This is a genomic window from Streptomyces sp. NPDC005281 (assembly GCF_040607495.1).
Taxonomy (GTDB): domain Bacteria; phylum Actinomycetota; class Actinomycetes; order Streptomycetales; family Streptomycetaceae; genus Streptomyces.
Window position 1 is genome coordinate 16,203 of sequence record NZ_JBEXGX010000025.1, and the last position, 21,059, is coordinate 37,261.

Annotated in this window: 20 protein-coding genes; 11 read left to right on the forward strand and 9 right to left on the reverse strand. The window is 71.3% G+C overall.

The annotated features are described in order from the left end of the window. Positions 1–53: 53 nt before the first annotated feature. Together ABZV42_RS29795 and ABZV42_RS29800 are read left to right on the forward strand one after the other, a co-directional pair. The gene (locus tag ABZV42_RS29795) at positions 54–1,718 is read left to right on the forward strand and encodes a cation acetate symporter (RefSeq protein WP_356054446.1); all 1,665 of its coding nucleotides are present in this window, start codon (positions 54–56) and stop codon (positions 1,716–1,718) included. Between the two features lie 33 nt (positions 1,719–1,751). Next, positions 1,752–2,648, forward strand: coding sequence for a polysaccharide lyase family 7 protein (locus tag ABZV42_RS29800; RefSeq protein WP_356054448.1), 897 nt, complete (start codon positions 1,752–1,754; stop codon positions 2,646–2,648). A 124-nt stretch (positions 2,649–2,772) separates the two neighbouring features. Here ABZV42_RS29800 and ABZV42_RS29805 read toward each other — a convergent pair whose 3' ends face one another. From ABZV42_RS29805 to ABZV42_RS29815, 3 genes are all read right to left on the reverse strand, one after another. After that, the gene (locus tag ABZV42_RS29805) at positions 2,773–4,212 is read right to left on the reverse strand and encodes a gamma-aminobutyraldehyde dehydrogenase (protein WP_356054450.1); all 1,440 of its coding nucleotides are present in this window, start codon (positions 4,210–4,212) and stop codon (positions 2,773–2,775) included. 29 nt (positions 4,213–4,241) lie between these two features. After that, entirely contained in the window at positions 4,242–4,643 is a 402-nt protein-coding gene (locus ABZV42_RS29810; protein WP_356054452.1) for a nuclear transport factor 2 family protein, read from the reverse strand. Positions 4,644–4,713: 70 nt separating this feature from the next. Then, the gene (locus ABZV42_RS29815) at positions 4,714–6,249 is read right to left on the reverse strand and encodes a cytosine permease (protein ID WP_355984557.1); all 1,536 of its coding nucleotides are present in this window, start codon (positions 6,247–6,249) and stop codon (positions 4,714–4,716) included. Between the two features lie 100 nt (positions 6,250–6,349). On the opposite strand from ABZV42_RS29815, the gene ABZV42_RS29820 reads away from it, so the two are divergent. Continuing rightward, on the forward strand, positions 6,350–7,810 hold the full coding sequence (locus ABZV42_RS29820) for a PucR family transcriptional regulator ligand-binding domain-containing protein (protein ID WP_355984661.1): 1,461 nt from the start codon (positions 6,350–6,352) through the stop codon (positions 7,808–7,810). Positions 7,811–7,825: 15 nt separating this feature from the next. On the opposite strand, the gene ABZV42_RS29825 is transcribed toward ABZV42_RS29820, so the two are convergent. Beyond that, the gene (locus tag ABZV42_RS29825) at positions 7,826–8,473 is read right to left on the reverse strand and encodes a TetR/AcrR family transcriptional regulator (RefSeq protein ID WP_356054455.1); all 648 of its coding nucleotides are present in this window, start codon (positions 8,471–8,473) and stop codon (positions 7,826–7,828) included. 117 nt (positions 8,474–8,590) lie between these two features. On the opposite strand from ABZV42_RS29825, the gene ABZV42_RS29830 reads away from it, so the two are divergent. Together ABZV42_RS29830 and ABZV42_RS29835 are read left to right on the forward strand one after the other, a co-directional pair. Next, positions 8,591–9,478 (forward strand): ABC transporter ATP-binding protein, encoded by an 888-nt coding sequence (locus ABZV42_RS29830; protein WP_355984559.1) that lies wholly within the window; start codon positions 8,591–8,593, stop codon positions 9,476–9,478. Further along, positions 9,468–10,226, forward strand: coding sequence for an ABC transporter permease (locus ABZV42_RS29835; RefSeq protein ID WP_356054457.1), 759 nt, complete (start codon positions 9,468–9,470; stop codon positions 10,224–10,226). The genes ABZV42_RS29830 and ABZV42_RS29835 overlap by 11 nt, the downstream gene beginning before the upstream one ends. Before the next feature lie 55 nt (positions 10,227–10,281). Here the strand turns inward: ABZV42_RS29835 and ABZV42_RS29840 are convergent, their stop codons facing one another. Beyond that, complete coding sequence (locus tag ABZV42_RS29840; RefSeq protein WP_355984561.1) at positions 10,282–10,659, reverse strand: VOC family protein; 378 nt, start codon at positions 10,657–10,659, stop codon at positions 10,282–10,284. A 252-nt stretch (positions 10,660–10,911) separates the two neighbouring features. Here ABZV42_RS29840 and ABZV42_RS29845 point away from each other — a divergent pair, with 252 nt between their 5' ends. The 3 genes from ABZV42_RS29845 (at position 10,912) to ABZV42_RS29855 (ending at position 13,478) form a co-directional block, all read left to right on the forward strand. Beyond that, entirely contained in the window at positions 10,912–11,619 is a 708-nt protein-coding gene (locus ABZV42_RS29845; RefSeq protein ID WP_356054459.1) for a VanZ family protein, read from the forward strand. A gap of 67 nt (positions 11,620–11,686) precedes the next feature. Then, positions 11,687–12,382, forward strand: coding sequence for a response regulator transcription factor (locus ABZV42_RS29850; protein WP_355984563.1), 696 nt, complete (start codon positions 11,687–11,689; stop codon positions 12,380–12,382). Beyond that, positions 12,375–13,478 (forward strand): HAMP domain-containing sensor histidine kinase, encoded by a 1,104-nt coding sequence (locus tag ABZV42_RS29855; RefSeq protein WP_356054461.1) that lies wholly within the window; start codon positions 12,375–12,377, stop codon positions 13,476–13,478. Before ABZV42_RS29850 ends, ABZV42_RS29855 begins: the two co-directional genes overlap by 8 nt. Here ABZV42_RS29855 and ABZV42_RS29860 read toward each other — a convergent pair whose 3' ends face one another. After that, positions 13,479–14,084 carry a TetR/AcrR family transcriptional regulator gene (locus ABZV42_RS29860; protein ID WP_356054464.1) on the reverse strand — a complete coding sequence of 202 codons (606 nt, stop codon included), beginning with the start codon at positions 14,082–14,084 and terminating at the stop codon, positions 13,479–13,481. It abuts the gene before it with no gap. A 161-nt stretch (positions 14,085–14,245) separates the two neighbouring features. Here ABZV42_RS29860 and ABZV42_RS29865 point away from each other — a divergent pair, with 161 nt between their 5' ends. After that, positions 14,246–14,698 (forward strand): DUF1801 domain-containing protein, encoded by a 453-nt coding sequence (locus ABZV42_RS29865; RefSeq protein WP_356054466.1) that lies wholly within the window; start codon positions 14,246–14,248, stop codon positions 14,696–14,698. Between the two features lie 451 nt (positions 14,699–15,149). On the opposite strand, the gene ABZV42_RS29870 is transcribed toward ABZV42_RS29865, so the two are convergent. Then, complete coding sequence (locus ABZV42_RS29870) at positions 15,150–16,565, reverse strand: DEAD/DEAH box helicase (RefSeq protein ID WP_355984566.1); 1,416 nt, start codon at positions 16,563–16,565, stop codon at positions 15,150–15,152. A gap of 245 nt (positions 16,566–16,810) precedes the next feature. Between ABZV42_RS29870 and ABZV42_RS29875 the strand changes: the two genes are divergently transcribed. Next, entirely contained in the window at positions 16,811–18,472 is a 1,662-nt protein-coding gene (locus ABZV42_RS29875; protein ID WP_356054468.1) for a sigma-70 family RNA polymerase sigma factor, read from the forward strand. Between the two features lie 87 nt (positions 18,473–18,559). On the opposite strand, the gene ABZV42_RS29880 is transcribed toward ABZV42_RS29875, so the two are convergent. Next, positions 18,560–19,156, reverse strand: coding sequence for a TetR/AcrR family transcriptional regulator (locus tag ABZV42_RS29880; protein ID WP_355984568.1), 597 nt, complete (start codon positions 19,154–19,156; stop codon positions 18,560–18,562). A 249-nt stretch (positions 19,157–19,405) separates the two neighbouring features. Here ABZV42_RS29880 and ABZV42_RS29885 point away from each other — a divergent pair, with 249 nt between their 5' ends. Continuing rightward, complete coding sequence (locus ABZV42_RS29885) at positions 19,406–20,014, forward strand: ATP-binding protein (RefSeq protein ID WP_356054471.1); 609 nt, start codon at positions 19,406–19,408, stop codon at positions 20,012–20,014. Positions 20,015–20,071: 57 nt separating this feature from the next. On the opposite strand, the gene ABZV42_RS29890 is transcribed toward ABZV42_RS29885, so the two are convergent. Further along, positions 20,072–20,887 carry an alpha/beta fold hydrolase gene (locus ABZV42_RS29890; RefSeq protein WP_355984570.1) on the reverse strand — a complete coding sequence of 272 codons (816 nt, stop codon included), beginning with the start codon at positions 20,885–20,887 and terminating at the stop codon, positions 20,072–20,074. Between the last annotated feature and the right edge of the window lie 172 nt (positions 20,888–21,059).

Genomic DNA, 21,059 nt, shown 5'->3' on the forward strand with positions numbered 1-21,059 from the left:
CCACGGGCGCCATTCCCTGTACGCGCCTCCACCCGGCTGATGCCATGCCCGGCATGTCTCCCGCATCGCCCGCGTCCCCGGTGTCTCCCGTGTCCCTCGCCTCCTCGTCCCCGCTGCCGGTGAACGGAGAGTCGCTCGCCGTCGTGGTCTTCCTCGGCTTCGTCGCCGTGTCCCTGCTGCTGTGCGGTCTGGCGGCGGCCGACCTGGACGACCCCGAGCACTTCTACGCGGGCGGCGGCGCGGCCTTCGGACCGGTCGGGGGCGGACTGGCCATCGCCGGTGACTACATCTCCGCGGCCACCCTGCTCAGCACCACCGGCGCGGTCGCCCTCGACGGGGCGGACGGCATCCTCTTCGCCTGCGCCACCGTCGTCTCGCTGTATCTGGTGATGCGGATCCTGGGTGAACCCCTGCGCAGGAAAGGGGTGTTCACCCTGGGAGACTTCCTCGCCGACCGCCTCGGCACCCCCTCCGTGCGCCGGGCCCTCGGCGTCGCCTCCCTCGTCGTCCTCGCTCCGCTGCTCCTGGTGCAACTGTCCACCGTGGGACGCATCATGACGGCCATGTTCGGGCTCCCGGACGGCGCGCTCACCGGATGCACCGTCGCCGGAGGAGCCCTGATGGTCTGCTACGCCGCCTTCGGCGGGATGCGAGGCGTCGGGTACGTACAGATCCTGAAGGTCGGTGTGGCGCTCACCGCCATGCTGCTGCTCTCCGGGGCCGTCCTCGCCCGGTACGGATGGTCGCCGACGGCCCTCTTCGGCGCCGCCCGGGAGCGTTCCGGCGCGGGCGCCGGCTACACGCGCCCCGGACTCCACTTCGGTCGCTCCCTCGCCGGGCGCCTCGACCTGATCGGCTTCGCGAGCACCCTCCTGGTCGGCGCCGCCTGTCTGCCGCACATCACCATGAGGCTGCACCCGGTACGGGAGGCCCGTACCGCGCGGCGTGCCGTCGGCTGGGCGGTGGGGCCAGTGGCCCTCGTGTGCGCGGGGGTCGTGGTGGCCGGGCTGGGTGCCTGTGCCCTGATGGGCCGGGGTCCCGTGCGGGCCGCGGACCCTGGGGGAGCGACCGCCCTGCTGATGGTGACGGGTGCGCTCGACCCGGTCGCCGGGGGTGCCCGGCACAGCATGCTGTTCGCGATCGTCGCCTGCGCCGTCTTCGCGACCACCCTCGCGGCCGTCGCGGGCATCACGCTGGCGGCCGCCTCCAGTCTCGCCCGCGACTTCGGCGGGCGGCCCGCCCACGGAAGCGCCTCGCCCTCGGGGGAGATCCGCCGGGCGCGGCTGGGCATCGTCCTGGTCGGGGCGGTCGCCGTCCTCGTGTCGGCCGGCCTCGGGGACCGCGGACGGCTGACGCTGATCTCCCTGTCGTTCGCCGTCGCGGCCTCCGTGCTCGCCCCGGTCCTTCTGTACGCGCTCTTCCTGCCCGGCCACTCGGCCACCGGCGTGCGCTGGACCGTCTACGGGACCCTGCCGGTCATCGTGCTGCTGCTCGCGGGATCGCCCGCGGTGTCGGGGACCCCGTTCGCGGTCTTCCCCGGTCACGACTTCCGCTGGTTCCCGCTCCAGACACCGGGGTTGATCAGCATTCCGGCCGGGTTCCTGCTCGGGCTCGTCGGCCGCACGGGCACACGCGGCGGCACTCCCCGGAGTTCCTGGCCGCGGTCCTCAACTGCCTTGAGCACACGGCCTCTTGACGGAGCTGGTGCAGACCTTTAGCGTCACGGCACATGAAGTTCACGGTTGAACTCAATGTTCATAAACGTGAACCTCGCCTTCCCCCACCGTCTGCTCCACACGACCAGACGAAAGGCCGTGACCATCATGATGAGCAAGCGACCACGTAAGCGAACTCCAGCCCGCTGTAACGGACTTGCCGCTCCTCGGCTCCTGACGACGGCCACCGTCGCGGGCCTTGTCGTCGCGGCCACCGTTCTGGGGACCTCCAGCGCCGGTGCCGCCGATCCGGGGGTCGCGCCCGGCGGCAACTTCGACCTGTCGGTCTGGCAGCTCCAGGAGCCCGTGGGCTCACCCGGCTCGCCCACCACCATATCCTCCGCCCGGCTGCAAGGGGCGAACGGCTACCAGGACGCGTACTTCTACACCGACACCCGTGACGGCGCGATGACGTTCTGGGCGCCCGAGAAGGGCGTCACGACGCCCAACTCCTCCTACGCCCGCTCCGAACTGCGGGAGATGAACCGGAGCGGCAGCGCGGCGGACTGGTCACTGAGCGGCAGCCACCGGCTGAGCGCGACGTTGCGGGTCGTGTCGGTCACCTCGAACGTGTGCGTCGGCCAGATCCACCTCGGCTCCGGCGGATCGTCCACCAAACCGCTCGTGGAGCTGTACTACCGCGCGAGCGGTGACATCGTCGTCGGCACCGAGAACTCGCCGTCCGGCGGGCAGACGACCCACACGGTCGGGCATGTGGCGGTCGGCAAGACGTGGACCTACGCGATCGCCGTCTCCGGAGGGAACACCGTCGACCTGACTGTCAACGGCAGCACCACGCACTACGCGATCCCGTCGTCGTTCTTCCCCTACAAGCAGTACTTCAAGGCCGGCTCGTACAACCAGTCGTCCTCCGAGAGCACCACGAAGGGGGCGAGGGTCGCCTTCTACGGCCTGAACGTCTCGCACGGCTGACAGCGCGCCGGTCATGACGGAGGGGGTGAGCCCGGCATGGTGCCGGGCTCACCCCCTCGGTCATGGAGACGACTGATCAGATCGACGACCGATCAGCGTCACGACTGATCAGAGTCACGTCCGATCAGAGCGACGTCATGACGTGCTTGATCCGGGTGTAGTCCTCGAAGCCGTACGCGGAGAGGTCCTTGCCGTAGCCGGACTGCTTGAACCCGCCGTGCGGCATCTCGGCGACGAGCGCCATGTGGGTGTTGAGCCATACGCAGCCGAAGTCGAGCCTCTTCGACATCCGCATCGCCCGCGCGTGGTCCTTGGTCCACACCGAGGAGGCGAGTGCGTAGTCGACGCCGTTGGCGTACGCGACGGCCTGGTCCTCGTCCGTGAAGGACTGGACGGTCATGACCGGGCCGAAGACCTCGTTCTGGATGATCTCGTCGTCCTGCCTCAGGCCGGAGACGACGGTCGGGGCGTAGAAGTAGCCCCTGTCTCCGACCCGGTGGCCGCCGGCCTCGATCCGCGCGTGCTCGGGCAGGCGGTCGATGAAGCCGCTGACCTGGGCGAGCTGGTTGGCGTTGTTGAGCGGCCCGTAGAGCACATCCTCGTCGTCCGGCTGCCCGGTCCTCGTGTCGGTCGCGGCCTTGGCGAGGGCGGCGACGAACTCGTCGTGGACCGACTCGTGGACCAGGACACGGGTCGCGGCCGTGCAGTCCTGACCGGCGTTGAAGAAGCCGCCGACCACCAGGTCCTCGACCGCCTTCGTCAGGTCGGCGTCCTCGAAGACCACGGCCGGGGCCTTACCGCCCAGCTCCAGGTGGACCCGCTTGACGTCCTTGGCCGCGCTCTGGGCGACCTGGATGCCGGCGCGCACCGAGCCGGTGATGGAGGCCATCGCCGGGGTCGGGTGCTCCACCATCAGCCGGCCGGTCTCGCGGTCGCCGCAGACCACGTTGAAGATCCCCCTGGGCAGGCCCAGCTCCTCCAGGACACCGCCGATGATCTCCGCGATCAGCACCGTGGAGGCCGGGGTGGTGTCCGAGGGCTTGAGGACGACCGCGTTGCCCGCCGCGAGGGCCGGGGCGAACTTCCACACCGCCATCAGCAGCGGGTAGTTCCACGGCGCGACCTGCGCGCACACGCCGACCGGCTCGCGGCGGACGATCGAGGTCATGCCCTCCATGTACTCGCCGGCCGAGCGGCCCTCCAGCATCCTGGCCGCGCCCGCGAAGAAGCGGACCTGGTCGATCGCGGGGCCGAGTTCCTCGCTGAGGGTGAGGTGCAGCGGCTTGCCGGTGTCACGGCTCTCCGCGGCGACCAGATCCTCGGCGCGTGCCTCCATCGCGTCGGCGATCTTCAGCAGCGCGCGCTGCCGCACGGACGGGGTCGCGTCGCGCCAGACGGGGAACGCCGAGGCCGCGGCCTCCATCGCCGCGTCGACATCGGCCGCCCCCGACAGCGGGGAGGTCGCGTAGACGTCACCCGTGGCGGGGTCCACCACGTCGAGCGTCCGGCCGTCGGCGGCATCCGCGAACGCGCCGTCGATGTAGTTGCGGAACGTGCTGCTCATGGAACGTCTCTCCTGGTCAGGCGGCGATGTCAGGCGGCGGTACGGGGGGACAGGTGCTCGTGGACGGCGAGCCAGGCGCCGTCCTCGGAGCGGGCGAAGACGATGGTCTCCCGCTCGTGCACCGTCTCCTCGCCGGCGTTGGTGGCGACCCGGGTCTCCACGTCGTGGCTGAAGACGGCCGTGTCGCCGAAGGGCTGGACGAGAGGTGCCGAGGAGACGCAGCCGAGGATGCGGAATCCGTCCTGCTCCACCCACTGCTGCCACAGGGCGCGGTACTCGGCCGTGGAGCCGAGACGCTGCGGCGTGGTGTGGAAGACGAACGTCGCCTCCGGGGCGAAGGCGCCGAAGTAGTCGGCGAGGCGGCCCTCGGCGAAGGCGGCGACGAGCGCGTCCGCGGCGGTCCGGATCTCCTGGACGGTGGTGGTGCTCATGCGCGGCTCCTGATCAGGGGCGCCCGGCGGTCAGGGCCGGGCGCCCAGTCGGTGGGGTGGCGGTGGTGGGTCAGACGGCCGCGGCGGGCTCGGCGGTCTTCTCCTCGGTGCCACCGGTGATCGGCGTGATCTCGGCGTCGGAGGTCGGAACGAAGCGGGGTCCGTCCGGCCCGAACACGGCGCGCGGCTCGGGGAACAGGGTGAGAGCGGCGAAGTAGAGCACGACCGCGAGGGCGAGGCCGACCGGCAGCGAGATGTCCGCGCCGCCTGCCAGGTTGCCCAGCGGGCCGACGAACTGGCCCGGCAGGTTGGTGAACAGCAGGGCCACGACGGCGCTGACGAGCCAGGTGCCCATGCCGCGCCAGTTCCAGCCGTGTGCGAACCAGTAGCGGCCACCGCGCTGACGCCGGTTGAAGACCTGGAGGTCCTCCGCGTCGTACCAGCCGCGCCGGGTGACGAAGCCGAGCGCCATGACGACCATCCACGGCGCGGTGCAGGTGATGATCAGCGTGGCGAAGGTGGAGATGGACTGCGTGAGGTTCAGCGCGAAGCGGCCGATGAAGATGAACGCGATGGACAGGACGCCGATGAAGAAGGTGGCCTGGACGCGGTTGAAGCGCGGGAAGACGCTGGAGAAGTCCAGGCCCGTGCCGTAGAGGGACGTCGTGCCGGTGGACAGGCCGCCGATCAGGGCGATCAGGCAGAGCGGCAGGAAGTACCAGCCCGGGGAGATCGCCAGCAGTCCGCCGACGTAGTTCGGGGCGGCCGGGTCGACGTACTTCGCGGCCTTCGAGGCGATGATCGACGCGGTGGCCAGGCCGAACAGGAACGGCAGCAGCGTGGCGATCTGGGCGAGGAAGGCGGCGCCCATCACCCGGCGGCGCGGGGTGTTCGCGGGGATGTAGCGGGACCAGTCACCGAGGAACGCGCCGAAGGAGACCGGGTTGGAGAGCACGATCAGCGCGGCACCGATGAACGACGGCCAGAACAGCGCGTCGTGCGTCGAGGCGAAGGCGCCCGCGTAACCGGGGTCGAAGTCGCCGGCGAAGGCGAAGGCGCCGAGCACGAAGAGGGCCGAGGCCGCCATCACCGCGATCTTGTTGACCAGCAGCATGAACCGGAAGCCGTAGACGCAGACGACGAGCACGAGCCCGGCGAAGACCGCGTAAGCGATGCCGTACGTGACGTCCGACTCGGGGACGTGGACCAGCCGGTGCGCGCCGCCGACGAGCGCGTCTCCCGAGGACCACACCGAGATCGAGAAGAACGCGATCGCGGTGAGCAGGGAGAGGAAGGAGCCGACGACCCTGCCGTGCACGCCCAGGTGCGCGGAGGAGGAGACGGCGTTGTTCGTGCCGTTGGCGGGGCCGAACAGCGCCATCGGGGCCAGCAGCAGCGCACCCGCGACCAGGCCGAGGACGGTCGCCGCGAGCCCCTGCCAGAAGGAGAGCCCGAAGAGGATCGGGAAGGCGCCGAGCACGCAGGTCGCGAAGGTGTTGGCGCCGCCGAAGGCGAGCCGGAACAGGTCGATCGGACGGGCCGTCCGGTCCTGGTCCGGGATGCGCTCGACTCCGTATGTCTCGATTTCGGTGACCGAGGTCGTCACGGCCCCTCCAATCTACGTTTATTCACCATTCAAATGTTGGCTCCCACAGTGTGCGGCCCCCGGTGACCTGCGACAATGGTGTCGATCACAGATGCGTACGATGTCTTTTGTGGCCAGCAACAAACTCACCATCCAGGACCTGCTCTCCTCCCCGGCACTCCAGCTCTCGCTGAAGGCCGGCGGCGGCGGTCTGGACCGGTCGGTCTCCTGGGCGCACGCGAGCGAGCTCGTCGACCCGACGCCCTGGCTTCTGGGCGCCGAGCTGATCATGACCGCGGGCCTGGCGATCCCCCGCGGCGCGGCGGAACAGCGCGCCTATCTGGAACGGCTGGACGACGCCGGGGCGTCCGGTCTCGCGCTCTCGGCGCAGCTGCACATGCCGCCGTTGCACGACACGTTCTTCCGGGCCGCGGAGGAGCGGGGCTTCCCGGTCCTCGAAGTGCCGCTCGCCGTTCCCTTCATCGCGGTCGCCCAGGAGGTCGCGGCCTCGGCGCAGGAGGAGGCGCGGCACCGGCTCGGCGCGCAGCTCCAGGTCTTCGGCGCGCTGCGCTGGCTGGTCACCGAGAATCTCGACACTCCGACACTCCTGCGCCGCCTCGAAGGTCTGTCGGGCTACGACGTCTTCCTCTGCACGCCCCAGGGGCGCCCCCTCCTGCCCGGAGTGCCCGTGCCGGACCCGGCCGTCCTGCCTGCGTCCGTCGACGCCCCGCCCACGATCCCCGGCGGATTCGTCATCCCGGTCCCCGCGCCCGGCGGCCCGGCCGGCTTCCTCGTCGCGTACGAGCGTGAGGGCGCCCGGCCCGCGGGGCTCGCCGTCGTCCAGCACATCGCCACCGTCGCGGCGCTGCGCCTGGCGATGGTGCGCAACGAACGCGAGACCCTGCGCCGCGAGGGCGCGGAGACGTTCGCCGAACTGTTGCAGGAGGTGCTCGACCCGGAGGCGGCCCGCCGCCGGCTCGCCCGGCACGCGATCGAGGGCGACACCGTACTGCTCATCGTGCGCCGCATCACCGACGACGTGCTGCTGCGCTGCCTGGAGGACCGGCCTCATCTGCTGCTCACCCGGGGCGAGGACCGCTATGTCCTCGGGGCGCCGGAACTGGCCGCGGCCCTCGGCGAGCTGCCCGCCGTGGCGGCCGGCGCCAGCCGCCCCTTCCTGCCGGGAGCTGCGCTGAAGGTCGCCCAGCGCGAGGCCCTGTGGGCGGTGTCCAAGGCAGCCGAGTCGGGCCGTGCCGTCGTCCACTACGGCGACGACGGGGCTGGCCGGTGGCTGCCGGACGATCCCGCCGTCCTGACGGCACTGGTCGAGCATGTGCTCGGCGGCGTGCTGCGGTACGACGAGAGCCATGACTCGCAGCTCCTGGTCTCCGCCCGCACCTGGATGGAGCGCGACCGCCGCACCGAGACGGCGGCCGCCGCGCTGCACATCCACCCCAACACCCTGGCCTACCGGCTGCGCCGCTTCGGCGCGCTCGCCGACCGTGATCTGACGTCGACGGCGGCGTTGGCCGAGGTCTGGCTGGCGATCCAGGCGGCGGGGGCGCTGGGCCTCACGGACTGAGCGGGTTTCGGGGACTCACCGATCGAGCGGAGTCCGTGGCAGCCCGGCGGCGGCCCTGACCATACGGCGGATGTCGGCGAGATCGGCCTCGAACTCGGCGGTGAGGTCGAGCGGCAGGTCTAGCCATGGCCCGAGCGCGCGGTGGCCGGGGAGTTCGCTGTCCGGGAGGAGACCGCGACGCCCGCGTGGGTCGCTGTCGCCGGGGGCGAAGCGGCCCGAGGCCTCGGACGCGGCGAATCCGATGACGAAGGTGCTGATCAGGCGTTCCAGCCGCGGCACCTCGGTTTCGGGAACCCCGGCCTCGATGAGCGCGGTGTAGATGATGTCCACCGCCCGCAGGCCGTCCGGGGTGACCGCCGGCCGCGAGAAGAGCAGGTACGCCGCCCAGGGGTGTTGCTGGGTGACCTTCCGGCAGGCGTGCGCGAGGGCGTCGAGCCGTTCCTCCCAGGTGTGATCATCCGCCGGTTCCGGCGGCAGCAGCCCGGCGAGCAGCCGCCCGACCATGCCGTCCAGCAGCGCCGCCTTGTCCTTGACGTGCCGGTACAGCGCCATCGGTGTCACACCGACGCGATCCGCCACCGCGCGCATCGAGACCGCGTCGACGCCTTGCACGTCGGCGATGCCCAGTGCCGCGTCCAGGATTTCTTCCCGTCTGCCACTCATGGGTGTACAGCGTAGACGTGTACGGCGTAGACGTATGCGCGACGGGTGTATACGGTGTAGACGTATACGCCGTAGACATGCGCGGCGCAAACACCGAGGAGGCGTCGTGGAGGATGCATGCTGATCGCAGAGGGACTGGTGAAGCGCTACGGACCGCGCGGCGCCCTCGACGGGTTCGACCTGACGGTCCCGGCCGGGGAGATCGTGGGCCTGATCGGCCACAACGGCGCGGGCAAGACGACGTTCGTCGAGATCGTCGCCGGTCTCGTACGTCCCGACGCGGGCCGGATCACCGTCGCGGGGCTCGACGCGCTGCGGGACGGCCGGGCCGCGCGGCGCTTCCTCGGCGTGGCCCCGCAGGAACTCGCCCTGTACGGCAGCGCCACCGCCCGGGAGAACCTGCGGCTGTTCGCCGGACTCGCCGGATTCCGTGGCCGGCGCGGGGACACGGAGATCGCCCGGGTCCTGGACGAGCTGCGCCTGACAGCCGTCGCGGACCGGCCCGTGGCCGCCCTGTCCGGAGGCCAGCGCCGCCGCGTCCAGGCGGCCACCGCCATGGTCGGATCGCCGCCGCTCCTGCTGCTGGACGAGCCCACCGCCGGAGCCGATCCCGAAACCCGCTCGGCCCTGCTGAGCGCAGTCAGGGCCCGGGCCGAAGCGGGCGCGGCCGTCGTCTACACGACCCACTACCTGCCCGAACTCGTCGATCTCGGCGCCACACTGGCACTCGCCCGGGCCGGCCGCATCATCGCGCGCGGCACCCAGGAGCAGCTCACCCGCCATCTGCCCGGCGAGCTCCGGGTCACCTTCGCGGACCCGGACGAGCCCGAGCTGCGCCGGCCGACCATGGATCCGGGTGCCGATCTGGCGGCGCTGCTCGCGTCCGGCCGTACACCCGTGTCCGTCGACGTACGCCGCCCCGGACTGGACGACCTCTACCGCTCCATGGAGGCCGCGGAACCCACGACCGCCGCGACGAGGACGGAGGTCCGAGATGCCGCGTGAGTCCGCCGCCCGCCTCTGGGTGCTGATACGTCACAACGTACTGCTGATGGCACGCGAACCCGGTCCGGTGCTCAGCCGGATGATCCTGCCGCTCGCCTTCCTCACGCTCCTGCGGCTGCTCTACACGGCCGGGCAGGGCGAGAGCGCGGGCACGGAACAGGCCGTCGTCGGCACGCTGGTCACCTTCTCGCTGCTCGCCCTCAGCATCTGCGGCGGCTCGATCCTGACCGAACGGCTGGGCCGCACCTGGGACCGGCTGCGCGGAACCGCCCTGCATCCTGCCGAATTGCTCATGGGCAAGGCACTCCCGGCCTTCGCGGCCCTGCTCGCCCAGCAGTTGCTCATCGTGGGCTTCGCCGTGTGCGCCTTCGGGCTGCGGGTCCCGCACCCGTTCCTCCTGCTGGGCGTTCTGCTCAGCTGGAGCTGCACGCTGCTCGCACTCGGCACCCTGCTCGGCGTGCTGGTCCGAAGTCTGGGCGCGCTCTCCGCCGCCTACGACCTCGGGGGCATGCTGCTGAGCAGTGTCGGGGGCGCGCTGGTCCCGCTCGCCGCCCTGCCGGCCTGGGTCGCGGCCGTGGCCCCGGCCTCGCCCGGCTACTGGGCCGCCCACGGAGTGCGCGCCGCTCTCGCCGGGGACGCGTACACCGCGGCGGAGTCCTGCGGCACGCTCCTCGTCGTGGCGCTGGTCTGCGGTTCCGTCGCCTCGGTCCGACTGCGCGGCCGCGGCGGGCGGTTGGTGGCGCTCTAGGATTCGGCTCCGCTGACGCCGGTGCGCGGGCGTGAGCGGAGCCGAATCCCTGCGTTCAGTGCCGCACCAGGCAGAACGGATGTCCTGCCGGATCGGCATAGACGCGCCAACTCCGTTCGCCGGAACCCAGGTCCAGCAACTTCGCCCCCGAGGCCAGCACCTGTTCCTGGGCCCGGTCCAGGTCCGCGACACCGAGGTCGAGATGGAACTGCTGAGGCCGGTCCGAGTCGGGCCACCGCGGCGGCGTGTACTCGGCTACCCGTTGGAAGGCCAGGACGAGTCCGGACGGCGTGTGCAAGGTCGCCCAGCCGTCGCCCAGGGCCCATCGCCGATCCTCCTCGTTGACAGCTCCACCGAGCAACGCCTGGTAGAAATCGGCGAGTTCAGCGGGCTCCGAACAGTCCAGCACCACACATTGCAGGTCAGCGATCACGGGCTGATCCTAGGAGCCGATGGACAGCCACGACCCTCGATTTTCGGGACCGCGGCGAACAGGCGGTCACCCGGGGCGCACACACGGAGGTGTGGCCGGGACTACTGAGGGTTTCCGGACCGTCTCCGTCCCGGCTCGTGCCGGTTCCCCGATGCCAGGACTCAGGAAGGGGTACGCCGGGGACTTCGCATATCGCAGGCGTATCGAAAATCGCATACGCTCCCGCAACCCGCGACCCCCTTCACTGGGAGCATGAGCCACAACGTGTCCCCGTCGGCACTCCGCCGCATCCTTCGGATCGTGCTCCTTGGCCTGGGTGTCCTCGGCGTCGCGAGCGCCCTGTTCGTCATCAGGCGGCCGCTCATGATGTCCGCACCGAGATGCATGGCCGGGTCGTGGCACGGCTGCTATGACACGTTCAACGGCGTGGTGCTCATGACGCTCGTCGCGGTGCCGCTCGCCGTTCTGGTGGCGTGGGCTCTCGCGGCCCGGCGGCATGCCGCCGGTGCCGGCTCGGCATGGGCGTGGCGCAAGTCGCTGGCCGAGGTGGGCATGGTCCACGGGACGGTGCCGTTCCTGTGGCTGACCATGATGCCGGGTCTCGCGCCCGGCGTCGCTCCCCGCCGGGTCAGCCTGGTACCGCTGCGGGACCTGGTCACGATGGGGGCGGGCGGCATCATCGGCAACCTGCTGGTCTTCGCGGCGCTGGGGTTCTTCGCCCCGATGCGGTTGGCCTGGGCGGCGTCCGTGCCGAGGATCCTCGCCCTCGGGGCGGGCTGCTCGGTCCTGGTCGAGGTCGCCCAGTACGTGCTGTGGCTGGACCGGGTGTCCTCCGTGGACGACGTACTGGTCAACGCGACGGGTGCCCTGCTCGCGGGGCTGGCGTCGCGCCGCTGGTGGCGCACCAGGGCGGAAACCCCGTCCGACCGGCCCGGTCCGGTGCCGGCACCGGTGGGCTGAGCATGTCTCCCGGACGCGACGTGGTCGCGATACGCCGACGATACGGTGCGCTGCTTAGGCTTCGGACATGCGCGTACTGATCGTGGAGGACGAGCCCTACCTGGCCGAGGCCGTCCGTGACGGTCTGCGGCTGGAGGCGATCGCCGCAGACATCGCGGGCGACGGCGACTCCGCCCTGGAACTGCTCGGCGTCAACTCCTACGACCTCGCGATCCTCGACCGTGACATCCCCGGCCCCTCCGGCGACGAGGTCGCCCGGCGCATCGTCGCCTCCGGCAGCGGCATCCCGATCCTCATGCTCACCGCCGCCGACCGGATCGACGACAAGGCCTCCGGGTTCGCGCTCGGCGCCGACGACTACCTCACCAAACCGTTCGAACTGCGGGAGCTCGTCATGCGGTTGAGGGCGCTCGACCGCAGACGCGCGTACGTCCGGCCGCCGGTCCGTGAGATCGCGGGCCTGCGGTTCGACCCCTTCCGCCGGGAGGTCTTCCGCGACGGACGGCACGTCGCGCTCACCCGGAAGCAGTTCGCCGTACTGGAAGTGCTCGTCGCCGCCGACGGCGGTGTCATCAGCGCCGAAGAGCTGCTCCAACGGGCCTGGGACGAGAACGCCAACCCCTTCACCAACGCCGTCCGCATCACCGTCTCCGCACTGCGCAAACGGCTCGGCGAACCCTGGATCATCGCCACGGTCCCCGGCGTCGGCTACCGGATCGACACCGGCACGGACGCCTCCCACTCCGACGGCACCCATGAATAGACGCCCAGGGCGCAGCGCCCGGCTGAAGCTCACCCTCAGTTACGCCGGATTCCTCCTCGTCGCCGGCACCCTCCTGCTGGCCGTGATGTGGGTGTTCGTGCTGCGCTGGCTGCCGACCAACGACCCCCGAGCCATCCAGAAGACGTACGGCGCCGTGATCATCGTCGGACCCAGCCGTGCCGACCTCCTGCGCGGCTTCGCCCCCGCCGCGGCCGTCGCGCTCGCCTTCCTCCTGGTGTTCGGCCTGCTCGGCGGGTGGATCCTCGCCGGCCGGATGCTCTCGCCCCTCACGCGGATCACGGACGCCGTAAGGACGGCCGGGAGCGGCTCGCTGTCCCACCGCATCCGGATGAAGGGCCGCCGGGACGAATTCCGTGAACTCTCCGACGCCTTCGACTCGATGCTCGGACAACTCGAGTCCCACGTCGCCGAGCAGCAGCGGTTCGCCGTGAACGCCTCCCACGAACTGCGCACCCCGCTGGCCATCTCGCGGACACTCCTGGACGTCGCCCGTAAGGACCCCACGGGGGACCGCGGCGAACTGATCGAGCGACTGCACACCGTCAACGCGCGGGCGATCGACCTGACCGAGGCACTGCTGCTGCTCAGCCGCAGCGACCGCGGAGACTTCCCCCGCGCGAGCGTCGACCTCTCCCTCGTCGCCGAGGAGGCCGCCGAAGGCCTGCTCCCCTTCGCCGAACAGCGCGGGATCACGCTCGACGTCACCGGCGAAGCGGCCCTTACCAGTGGCTCCGCGGAGCTCCTGCTGCGGATGGCGACGAACCTCGTCCAGAACGCCGTCGTCCACAACCTCCCCGGCGGTGGCACCGTGACGGTCCACACGGAGACGCGGGGCGACACGAGCGTGCTGCGGGTCGAGAACACGGGCGTCCGGCTCCCGGCGGAACTGGTGCCGACCCTCACCGAACCCTTCCAGCGGGGAACGGAACGCGTGCGCACCGACGAGCACGCCGGCGTCGGTCTCGGCCTGGCCATCGTGGCAGCCGTCGTCCGCGCCCACGACGGGACCCTCGAACTGGTCGCCCGCCCCGAAGGCGGTCTCCTTGTCACGGTCGGGCTGCCCGGGGCTCCGTAGTCAGGGGTGGCGGTCCTCAGCCGGTGGTCCGTAGGCGGCCATGAACATGCCCACCAGTCCGTCGACCGCGTCGGAGTCGATGGGGCGGGTCGACAGCAGGCTGCGGTAGTACAGCGCGCCGCACAGCACCTCGGCGGCGAACTCCAGGTTCGCCTCCGCGGTCAGTTCGCCCGTGCGCTGGGCGCGGGTGATCCGGTCGAGGGTGCGCTGCTCGACGGTGGCCAGGAAGCGTTCGTGCAGGGTCGCCCGTAGCGCGGGATCGCCCTGCGCCTCGGCGATGACCGCGCGGTAGACGGGGCCGATCGGCGGACTGGAGAGGGCCGCGCCGGACCGCAGGAACTGCTCACGCAGATCCTCGCGGACGTTCCCCGTGTCGCGGTAGTCCAGGTCGCTGGTCCACACCCGGCTGAGGGCGTCTAGCAGCAGCGCCGCCTTTGAGGGCCAGCGGCGGTAGATCGTGTGCTTCCCGACCCCGGCCCGGCGTCCGACGGCCTCGATGCTCAGACCCGCGTACCCGACCTCCGCGGCCAGGTCGAGTGTCGCCTGCAACAGCTCCTCGGTCCGCGCGGCGCCGCGGCGACGGGGCCCGGCGGGCGGTTCGGTCATGAGGATCATCCTATCGGCACGTGCCGTGCCGTTGACAACGCCGGGGACGCGCGGAATATTCGGGGTCATCGGCACGGTACGTGCCGATGGTGGTCCGGGTGGCGTGTCGCCGTCCGCGTGCCCCGGATCGCGGACGACGCAACCTCAAGGGGAGCTTTGCCATGAGCAGCACGGAAAGCGGCAAGCACGAGGGATTCACCGCCGAGGAGCGGGCCGCGATGAAGGACCACGCCAAGGAACTGAAGGAGGAGGCCCGCCGCGGCTCGCGCGCGGACAAGGCGGCCGAGGCGGAGCGGGACGTACTCGCGAAGATCGCCGAGATGGGGGACTCCGACCGGATCATGGCCGAGCGCGTCCATGCCGTGGTCAGAGCCTCTGCTCCGGGCCTGGCGCCGAAGCTCTGGTACGGCATGCCCGCCTACGCACTCGACGGCAAGGTCGTCTGCTTCTTCCAGAGCGCGGAGAAGTTCAAGGCCCGTTACGCGACGCTCGGGTTCAGCGACCAGGCGCAGCTGGACGACGGCACGATGTGGCCCACCGCGTTCGCACTGACCGAGCTGACGGCCGAGGCCGAGGCGAGGATCGGCGCGCTCGTGAAGCCGGCGGTGAGCTGAGCCTCCTCGCGCGGCACGCCCGCAGGGTGTGTGCCGCGCCCGGATGGCGCCTGATGTGCGGCACCTGAGGCCGGACAGCCCGCGGGGCCCGGCATTCGAGAGCGTGCAGCGCCCGCGGCGAGGCATCGGAGGCCGAACAGTGCGCGCGACGCGGCACCCGAGATCGGACAGCCCGGGGGGCGAAGCACCCGAGGGCCGGCACCCTGGGCAAGACATTCGAGACCGTGCAGCACCTGTGGCGAGGCACCCGAGCCCGGAAAGCCCGCGGGGCGAAGCACCCGAAGCCGCACTCGGGGCGAGCCACGCGCCCGCGCAGCACCCGGGCGAGGCATCCAGCGCCGGGAAGGCGCGGTCACCCCGTGACCCACGGCAGGCAGTCCACGGTCTCCCGGCGTCAACGGACGGGCGGGTCCGGGGCAGGACGTCCCGGATCCGCCCGGCTTCCGTGACCTCAGCGGCCCTTGCGTACCCGGGCAGCCGCGCGGGCTTCCGCCGCCTTGCGGGCGTCCGCTGTCTTGCGCGTCTCCTTGGCGGCGCGTCCGGGACGCGTGCCCATGCCGCGGAAGGGCGCGTTGCCGGTGCTCGACTTCGGCGCGATCGGCGGGCGCTTGGCCCCGGTGATCGCGGACAGGGCCGCCTCGCCCGAGCGCACCTGTGTGACGGTCGGACGGATACCGGCGTCGGACATCAGTCGGTTCACATCGCGCCGCTGGTCGGGGGTGACCAGGGTGACCACCTTCCCGGACTCCCCGGCACGCGCCGTGCGTCCGCCGCGGTGCAGGTAGTCCTTGGCGTCAGCCGGCGGGTCGACGTTGACGACGAGGTCGAGCGCGTCGATGTGAATGCCCCGGGCGGCGACGTTGGTGGCCACCAGCACGTTGATCTCACCGTTCTTGAACTGGGCGAGTGTGTGCGTGCGCTGCGGCTGGGACTTCCCGCTGTGCAGGGCGGAGGCGCGGATGCCCCCGGCCCGCAGGTGCCGGGTGAACTGGTCCACGCCCGCCTTGGTGTCGAGGAACATCAGCACCCGGCCGTCCCTGGCCGCGATCTCGGTCGCCGTCGCGTACTTGTCGGCGCCGTGGATGTTCAGCACATGGTGCTCCATCGTGGTCACCGAGCCCGCCACCCGGTCGACCGACGCGAGAACCGGGTCGTGGAGGTGGTTCCGGACGAGTTCGTCGACGTTGCGGTCGAGCGTGGCCGAGAACAGCAGCCGCTGTCCGTCGGCGCGCACCTGTTCCATGAGCTCCGAGACCTGCGGCAGGAAGCCCAGGTCGCACATCTGGTCCGCCTCGTCCAGCACGGTGATCCGCACCTGGTTGAGGAAGCAGTCCCGGCGTGACACCAGGTCGGTCAGCCGCCCCGGCGTCGCGATGAGCACCTCGACGCCGGTCCGCAGCAGTGCCTGCTGCTTGTTGATCGACAGACCGCCGACCACGGTCCCCAGTCGTACGTTCAAGGTCCGCGCGTACGGCTCCAGCGCGTCGCTCACCTGCTGCGCGAGTTCCCGGGTCGGCACCAGGACCAGCGCCAGCGGCCGCTTCGCCTCCGCGCGGCGGCCCGCGGTCCGGGCGAGCATGGCCAGTCCGAAGGCCAGCGTCTTGCCGGAGCCGGTCCGCGCCCGGCCGAGGACGTCGTGCCCGGCCAGCGCGTTCGGCAGCGTCGCGGCCTGGATCGGGAAGGGCTCCGTCACTCCGAGCCCGGTCATCTTGGCCAGCAGTTCCGTCGGCAGGCCGAGGGCGTCGAACGAGGCGACGGGAGGCAGGCCGGTACCGGATCCGGACGGTGGTGCCGGGACGTCGCCCCCCGGTGCCGGCTGCTGCCCGCCGGCGTCGGAGAGTCCAGGGGCCGGCGGCTTCGCGTTCATGGGGAACCTTCCTCAGTCTGACGCCCGGAACGGCCCCGGGGCCCGTACCACTCGGCACGGGCCCCGGTGACTTCGAAGCGTGCCGCCCATTTTACCAGCGCCGATGTGACCTTCTTCCTTGCGGTCGGCGCCCCGGTGTGGCAAGCATCTCCGCAACGAGTCTCCGAAGAACTGTTATTCGAGCTTCCGTGGGCCGTCTCCCAGGCAACGGCAGCATCGTTCGTAGTCGAGGACAGGGAAGTTTTATGAGGAGACAGAACCCGGTGGAGCCGGTGGCGCTGGTGACTGCCGCCCGGGCGGGCGACCCGGCGGCTCAGGACGCCCTGGTGAGCGCCTGTCTCCCCTTGGTCTACAACATCGTCGGACGGGCGCTGAACGGCTCCGTCGACGTGGACGACGTAGTGCAGAACACCATGCTCCGTGCCCTGGACGCGCTGGACGGCCTGCGTGAGCCGGAGAGTTTCCGCTCCTGGCTCGTGGCGATCGCGATGAACCAGGTGCGCGCGCACTGGAGGGACCGCGGTCTCGCCCCGGACGGGGTGGAGGAGGCGGAGGATCTCGCGGATCCGGGCGCCGACTTCGTGGACCTGACCATGGTGCGGCTCCAACTGTCCGGCCAGCGCCGGGAGACCGCGCTGGCGACCCGGTGGCTCGAACCCGAGGACCGGGGTGTGCTTTCCCTGTGGTGGCTGGAGTGCGCCGGTGAGTTGACCAGGACCGAGGTGGCCGCGGCGCTCGAGCTGTCGCCGCAGCACACGGCGGTCCAGGTGCAGCGGATGAAGGCGCAGCTGGAAACGGCCCGGGTGGTCGTACGGGCTCTCGCCGCACGCCCGGCCTGCGAGGAACTGCGAGGTGTCCTCGGCTCCTGGGACGGCCGGCCCTCGGCGCTCTGGCGCAAGCGGATCGCCCGGCACGCCCGCGACTGCGTCCGCTGTTCCGGTCTGTGGAGCGGACTGATGCCCGCGGAGGGACTCCTCGCCGGCCTGGCCCTGGTCGCCGTTTCGCCGGCGCTGACCGTGGCGCTGCGGCACGCTTCGGGCGGGATGGCCGCCACGGGCTCGGCCTCGCGGACCCAGTCCGCCTCGGGCCAGGGGGAGGCGGGCCAGGCGGAGGCCGGGCACCGGGCGTCACGCGGGAGAGCGGCCTCGCGCGGTGAGGCGCGCAGGCGCCGGCGTGTGAGGCGCCGGGCCCTGGGCGCCCTCGTGGCGGTCTGTGTGGCGGGCGGCGGCCTCTGGTACTTCGACCTCGGACCCGGATCGCGAACCGACGACGCGGGCCCGTCGCGTACCGCGGGCGACCCCGTCATCGACCTCTCGGCGCCGGACGCCTCCGGCGCCTCCGCCGCCGCGACGGACACCGCCTCGGCATCGGCCTCGCCTTCACCGTCGGTTTCCGCGTCGAAGAAGCCGAAGGCGAAGGACTCCAGGGCAGCCCGTCCCGTAACCCCGACGAGGTCGGCCACCGCGTCCTCGGCCGCGCCGGCCCGGCGGGCGTCGGGCGTGGCCCAGGCCCAGTCGGCCCCGACGACCACCGTGGCGCAGGTGGTCGCGCTGGTGAACAAGGAACGGGCGGCAGCGGGCTGCGGTCCTGTCACGGAGGATCCGCAGCTGGAGGATGCCGCCCAGGCCCACTCCGACGACATGGCCGCGCGTGACTTCTTCGACCACACCAACCCCGACGGCGTCGACCCCGGTAAGCGCATCACCGCCGCGGGCTACCGCTGGTCCACGTACGGCGAGAACATCGCCATGGGGCAGCAGACCCCACAGTCCGTGATGGACTCCTGGATGAACAGCCCCGGGCACCGCGCGAACATTCTCAACTGTTCGTTCAAGAACATCGGGGTGGGTGTGCACAAGGGGTCGGGCGGCCCCTGGTGGACACAGGACTTCGGGGCGAAGCTGTGACGCCCGGATCTCTCGTCCTCGCCCACGCCCTCGTCGGAGAACCGCCGGTCACAGCCGCGCCGGACGGACCTCTCGGCCGCACTCGCCTCAGGTGACGTGCCAGCCGGGTTCGAGGCGGTCGAGGAGTACGCGGAAGGCCGTGTCCGCCCGTTCCCGGCCGCCCTCGGCCAGGGAGGCGACGACCAGGCCGAAGGTCGCGTCGACCAGGAGGGTGGCCTCCGTACGGGCTCGGGCCTCCGGCATGCCGAGATCACGGAAGGCGGAGGAGAGCAGGTCCGTCCACTCGTCCAGCACGTCACGCAGGACGGGTCCGTACCGGTCGGGGTCGATCAGACCGGCGGCCATGATCTCGAGATAGAGAGGGAGCGCGCGGCGCAGGTCGGGTGCGCCGAACTGCTGCCAGGTCCGCTCCATGAAGCGGCGGATTCCCGCCGGGTCCCGGGGAGAGTCCGCGGCGTGGAGTGTGTCCCGGGCCCGCAAGAGCGGTCGCCTCTCGTCCAGGGCGAGCGCCTCGGCGACCATGTTCTCCTTGCTCCCGAAGTAGTACAGGAGCATGCGGTCGCTTGTCCCGAGGGCCCGGGCGAGCGGGCGCAGGGAGAGTCCCGCTAGGCCGTGGCGCACCAGGTACGCGCGGACCCGGTCGGTCAGTTCACGTCGTTTCGCCTGGTCGGACGGTCGTGCCATGAAGGCTCCCAGGGGCTGGGTGTGGTCGCGGCGCGGTCCAGGCGCGGGCGAGTGACACCCGACACATTCCATATGTCCCGCTTGGTACTCTTCGAAAGAATATTTACCGTAGCGAGCGCTACATGCATATTTGTTATCGTGACGGGCGTTACGTGAACGCGTGACCTGACACATGTCCGGACCGGTCTCCGACGGGTCCGTGCCGCTCGGGCGGTGTGGTCGCCGGCAGCGCAGAAGGGACTGATTCCCATGGCCCCGGGGGCCATAGACCTCCTGGCGACACCTCGCCGGGGGCGCTTCGCCCGGTTCTACCGCCGGCCCGTGGAATCGGGGGGCGGGGACGCCGCGAGATGTGATCAGGAGGACGAGGCATTCGTGGAGGCTGCACCCACCTCGTGGCTCGCCCGGAACCGGGCTCTCTGGTCGCGTGTACTGCAACCCATCCGCCCGTTCGACGCGCCCCGCGCCCGTGTCACCCCCTGGGAGGCCTCCTGGCCCCTGTCGCGGGAGCTGACCTCGGCACGCCGGGCCCGCCGCCTGGTGACCGCGCAACTGGACGAGTGGGACCTGGAGGAGCTGGCCGAGACGGCGGAGCTCCTGGTCAGTGAACTGGTCACCAACGCCCTGTGCCATACCCGCGGCCCCCTTCGGCTCAACCTGTGCCTGCGCGACGATCGCCTGGTGTGCGAGGTCGAGGACACGGAGACCGTCTGCCCCGTCCGCCGCGAGGCCGACGCCGACGCGGAGGACGGTCGCGGCACCGAACTGCTCGACCTGCTCGCCGAGAGCTGGGGCAGCACGTGCACGCCCACCGGCAAGACCATGTGGTTCGAAGTGCCGACCCGGACACCGTCGTAGCACCCACCGGGCTCCTTGCGCGGGGTTCGTGCCCGTCCGGCCGATCAGGCGGAGCGCTCAGGTCCCGGTGATCACCTGGGTGGCCAGGAAGCCGAGGAGAGCGGCGTTGAACCGTCCGGGCTGTTCGGCACCGGGGAGGTGACCGGCGCCGTCGATGACGGTCAGGACCGCGTGCGGGACGAGCGCGTGGATGGCCTCGGCGTCGGCGACCGGGGTGTAGGCATCATCCGCGCCGACGACGATCAGCACGGGGGACTGCACGGCGGCCAGAGTGTCCCGGTAGTCGAGGCGCTCGGCCCGGCCGCGCAGGGCCGCCGCCGCACCACGGGGATCGGTGGCGCGCATCATGCCGAGGACGTGCTCCGCGACATCCGGCATCGCGGTGACGTTGTAGCCGGCGAGCATCTTGCCGATGACCTCGTCCGCGTAGCCGTTCATCCCCTCCGCCAGAAGACGGTCGGCCAGCCGGTTGCGGAAGGCCTTGCCCTCCTCCGTCTCGGCCGGCGCGGAGGTGTCCGACAGGACGAGCGCGCGGACCCGGCGGGTGTGGCCGCGTTGCATCTCCATGGCGATCTGTCCGCCCATCGAGACCCCGCCCACCACGGCCCGGTCGATGTCCAGGTGGTCCAGGAGCGCGACGAGGTCGTCGGCGAAGTCGGAGAGGAGAACCGGGCCGTCCTCCACCGCGCTGTCGCCGTACCCGCGCAGGTCCGGGGTGATGACCCGGTGTCCGGCCGCGACGAGCGCCTCGGTCTGGGGGGCCCACAGGGTCCGGTTGAAGGGGTGCCCGTGGATGAGCAGGACCGGCAGCCCGGCCGGGGAGCCGGTGTCGTCGTAGTGGAGCGTCGTACCGCGCACGGCTATGGAAGTCATGCCCGGCACCCTAGTCACAAGATCGTCCTCAGGGGTGCGAAGCGCGTCCCGGCCCCTGCGACCGCGGGGATCGGGTACGGCTGCGGCCCGTGTGACCGCGCGGATCCGGTACGGCTGCGCCCCGTGCGAGCGCGTGCATCGGGTACGGCGTCGGCCCTGCCCGGCGTGTTCG

What these genes read in the sequence shown, in the direction of transcription:
- ABZV42_RS29835 (WP_356054457.1), top strand. Translation starts at nt 9,468, where the DNA reads ATGCCGCGTGAGTCCGCCGCCCGCCTCTGGGTGCTGATACGTCACAAC.
- ABZV42_RS29820 (WP_355984661.1), top strand. Translation starts at nt 6,350, where the DNA reads ATGTCTTTTGTGGCCAGCAACAAACTCACCATCCAGGACCTGCTCTCC.
- ABZV42_RS29810 (WP_356054452.1), bottom strand. Translation starts at nt 4,643, where the DNA reads ATGAGCACCACCACCGTCCAGGAGATCCGGACCGCCGCGGACGCGCTC.
- ABZV42_RS29890 (WP_355984570.1), bottom strand. Translation starts at nt 20,887, where the DNA reads ATGACTTCCATAGCCGTGCGCGGTACGACGCTCCACTACGACGACACC.
- ABZV42_RS29825 (WP_356054455.1), bottom strand. Translation starts at nt 8,473, where the DNA reads ATGAGTGGCAGACGGGAAGAAATCCTGGACGCGGCACTGGGCATCGCC.
- ABZV42_RS29805 (WP_356054450.1), bottom strand. Translation starts at nt 4,212, where the DNA reads ATGAGCAGCACGTTCCGCAACTACATCGACGGCGCGTTCGCGGATGCC.
- ABZV42_RS29860 (WP_356054464.1), bottom strand. Translation starts at nt 14,084, where the DNA reads ATGACCGAACCGCCCGCCGGGCCCCGTCGCCGCGGCGCCGCGCGGACC.
- ABZV42_RS29850 (WP_355984563.1), top strand. Translation starts at nt 11,687, where the DNA reads ATGCGCGTACTGATCGTGGAGGACGAGCCCTACCTGGCCGAGGCCGTC.
- ABZV42_RS29875 (WP_356054468.1), top strand. Translation starts at nt 16,811, where the DNA reads ATGAGGAGACAGAACCCGGTGGAGCCGGTGGCGCTGGTGACTGCCGCC.
- ABZV42_RS29880 (WP_355984568.1), bottom strand. Translation starts at nt 19,156, where the DNA reads ATGGCACGACCGTCCGACCAGGCGAAACGACGTGAACTGACCGACCGG.
- ABZV42_RS29795 (WP_356054446.1), top strand. Translation starts at nt 54, where the DNA reads ATGTCTCCCGCATCGCCCGCGTCCCCGGTGTCTCCCGTGTCCCTCGCC.
- ABZV42_RS29845 (WP_356054459.1), top strand. Translation starts at nt 10,912, where the DNA reads ATGAGCCACAACGTGTCCCCGTCGGCACTCCGCCGCATCCTTCGGATC.
- ABZV42_RS29800 (WP_356054448.1), top strand. Translation starts at nt 1,752, where the DNA reads ATGTTCATAAACGTGAACCTCGCCTTCCCCCACCGTCTGCTCCACACG.
- ABZV42_RS29870 (WP_355984566.1), bottom strand. Translation starts at nt 16,565, where the DNA reads ATGAACGCGAAGCCGCCGGCCCCTGGACTCTCCGACGCCGGCGGGCAG.
- ABZV42_RS29865 (WP_356054466.1), top strand. Translation starts at nt 14,246, where the DNA reads ATGAGCAGCACGGAAAGCGGCAAGCACGAGGGATTCACCGCCGAGGAG.
- ABZV42_RS29830 (WP_355984559.1), top strand. Translation starts at nt 8,591, where the DNA reads ATGCTGATCGCAGAGGGACTGGTGAAGCGCTACGGACCGCGCGGCGCC.
- ABZV42_RS29885 (WP_356054471.1), top strand. Translation starts at nt 19,406, where the DNA reads ATGGCCCCGGGGGCCATAGACCTCCTGGCGACACCTCGCCGGGGGCGC.
- ABZV42_RS29855 (WP_356054461.1), top strand. Translation starts at nt 12,375, where the DNA reads ATGAATAGACGCCCAGGGCGCAGCGCCCGGCTGAAGCTCACCCTCAGT.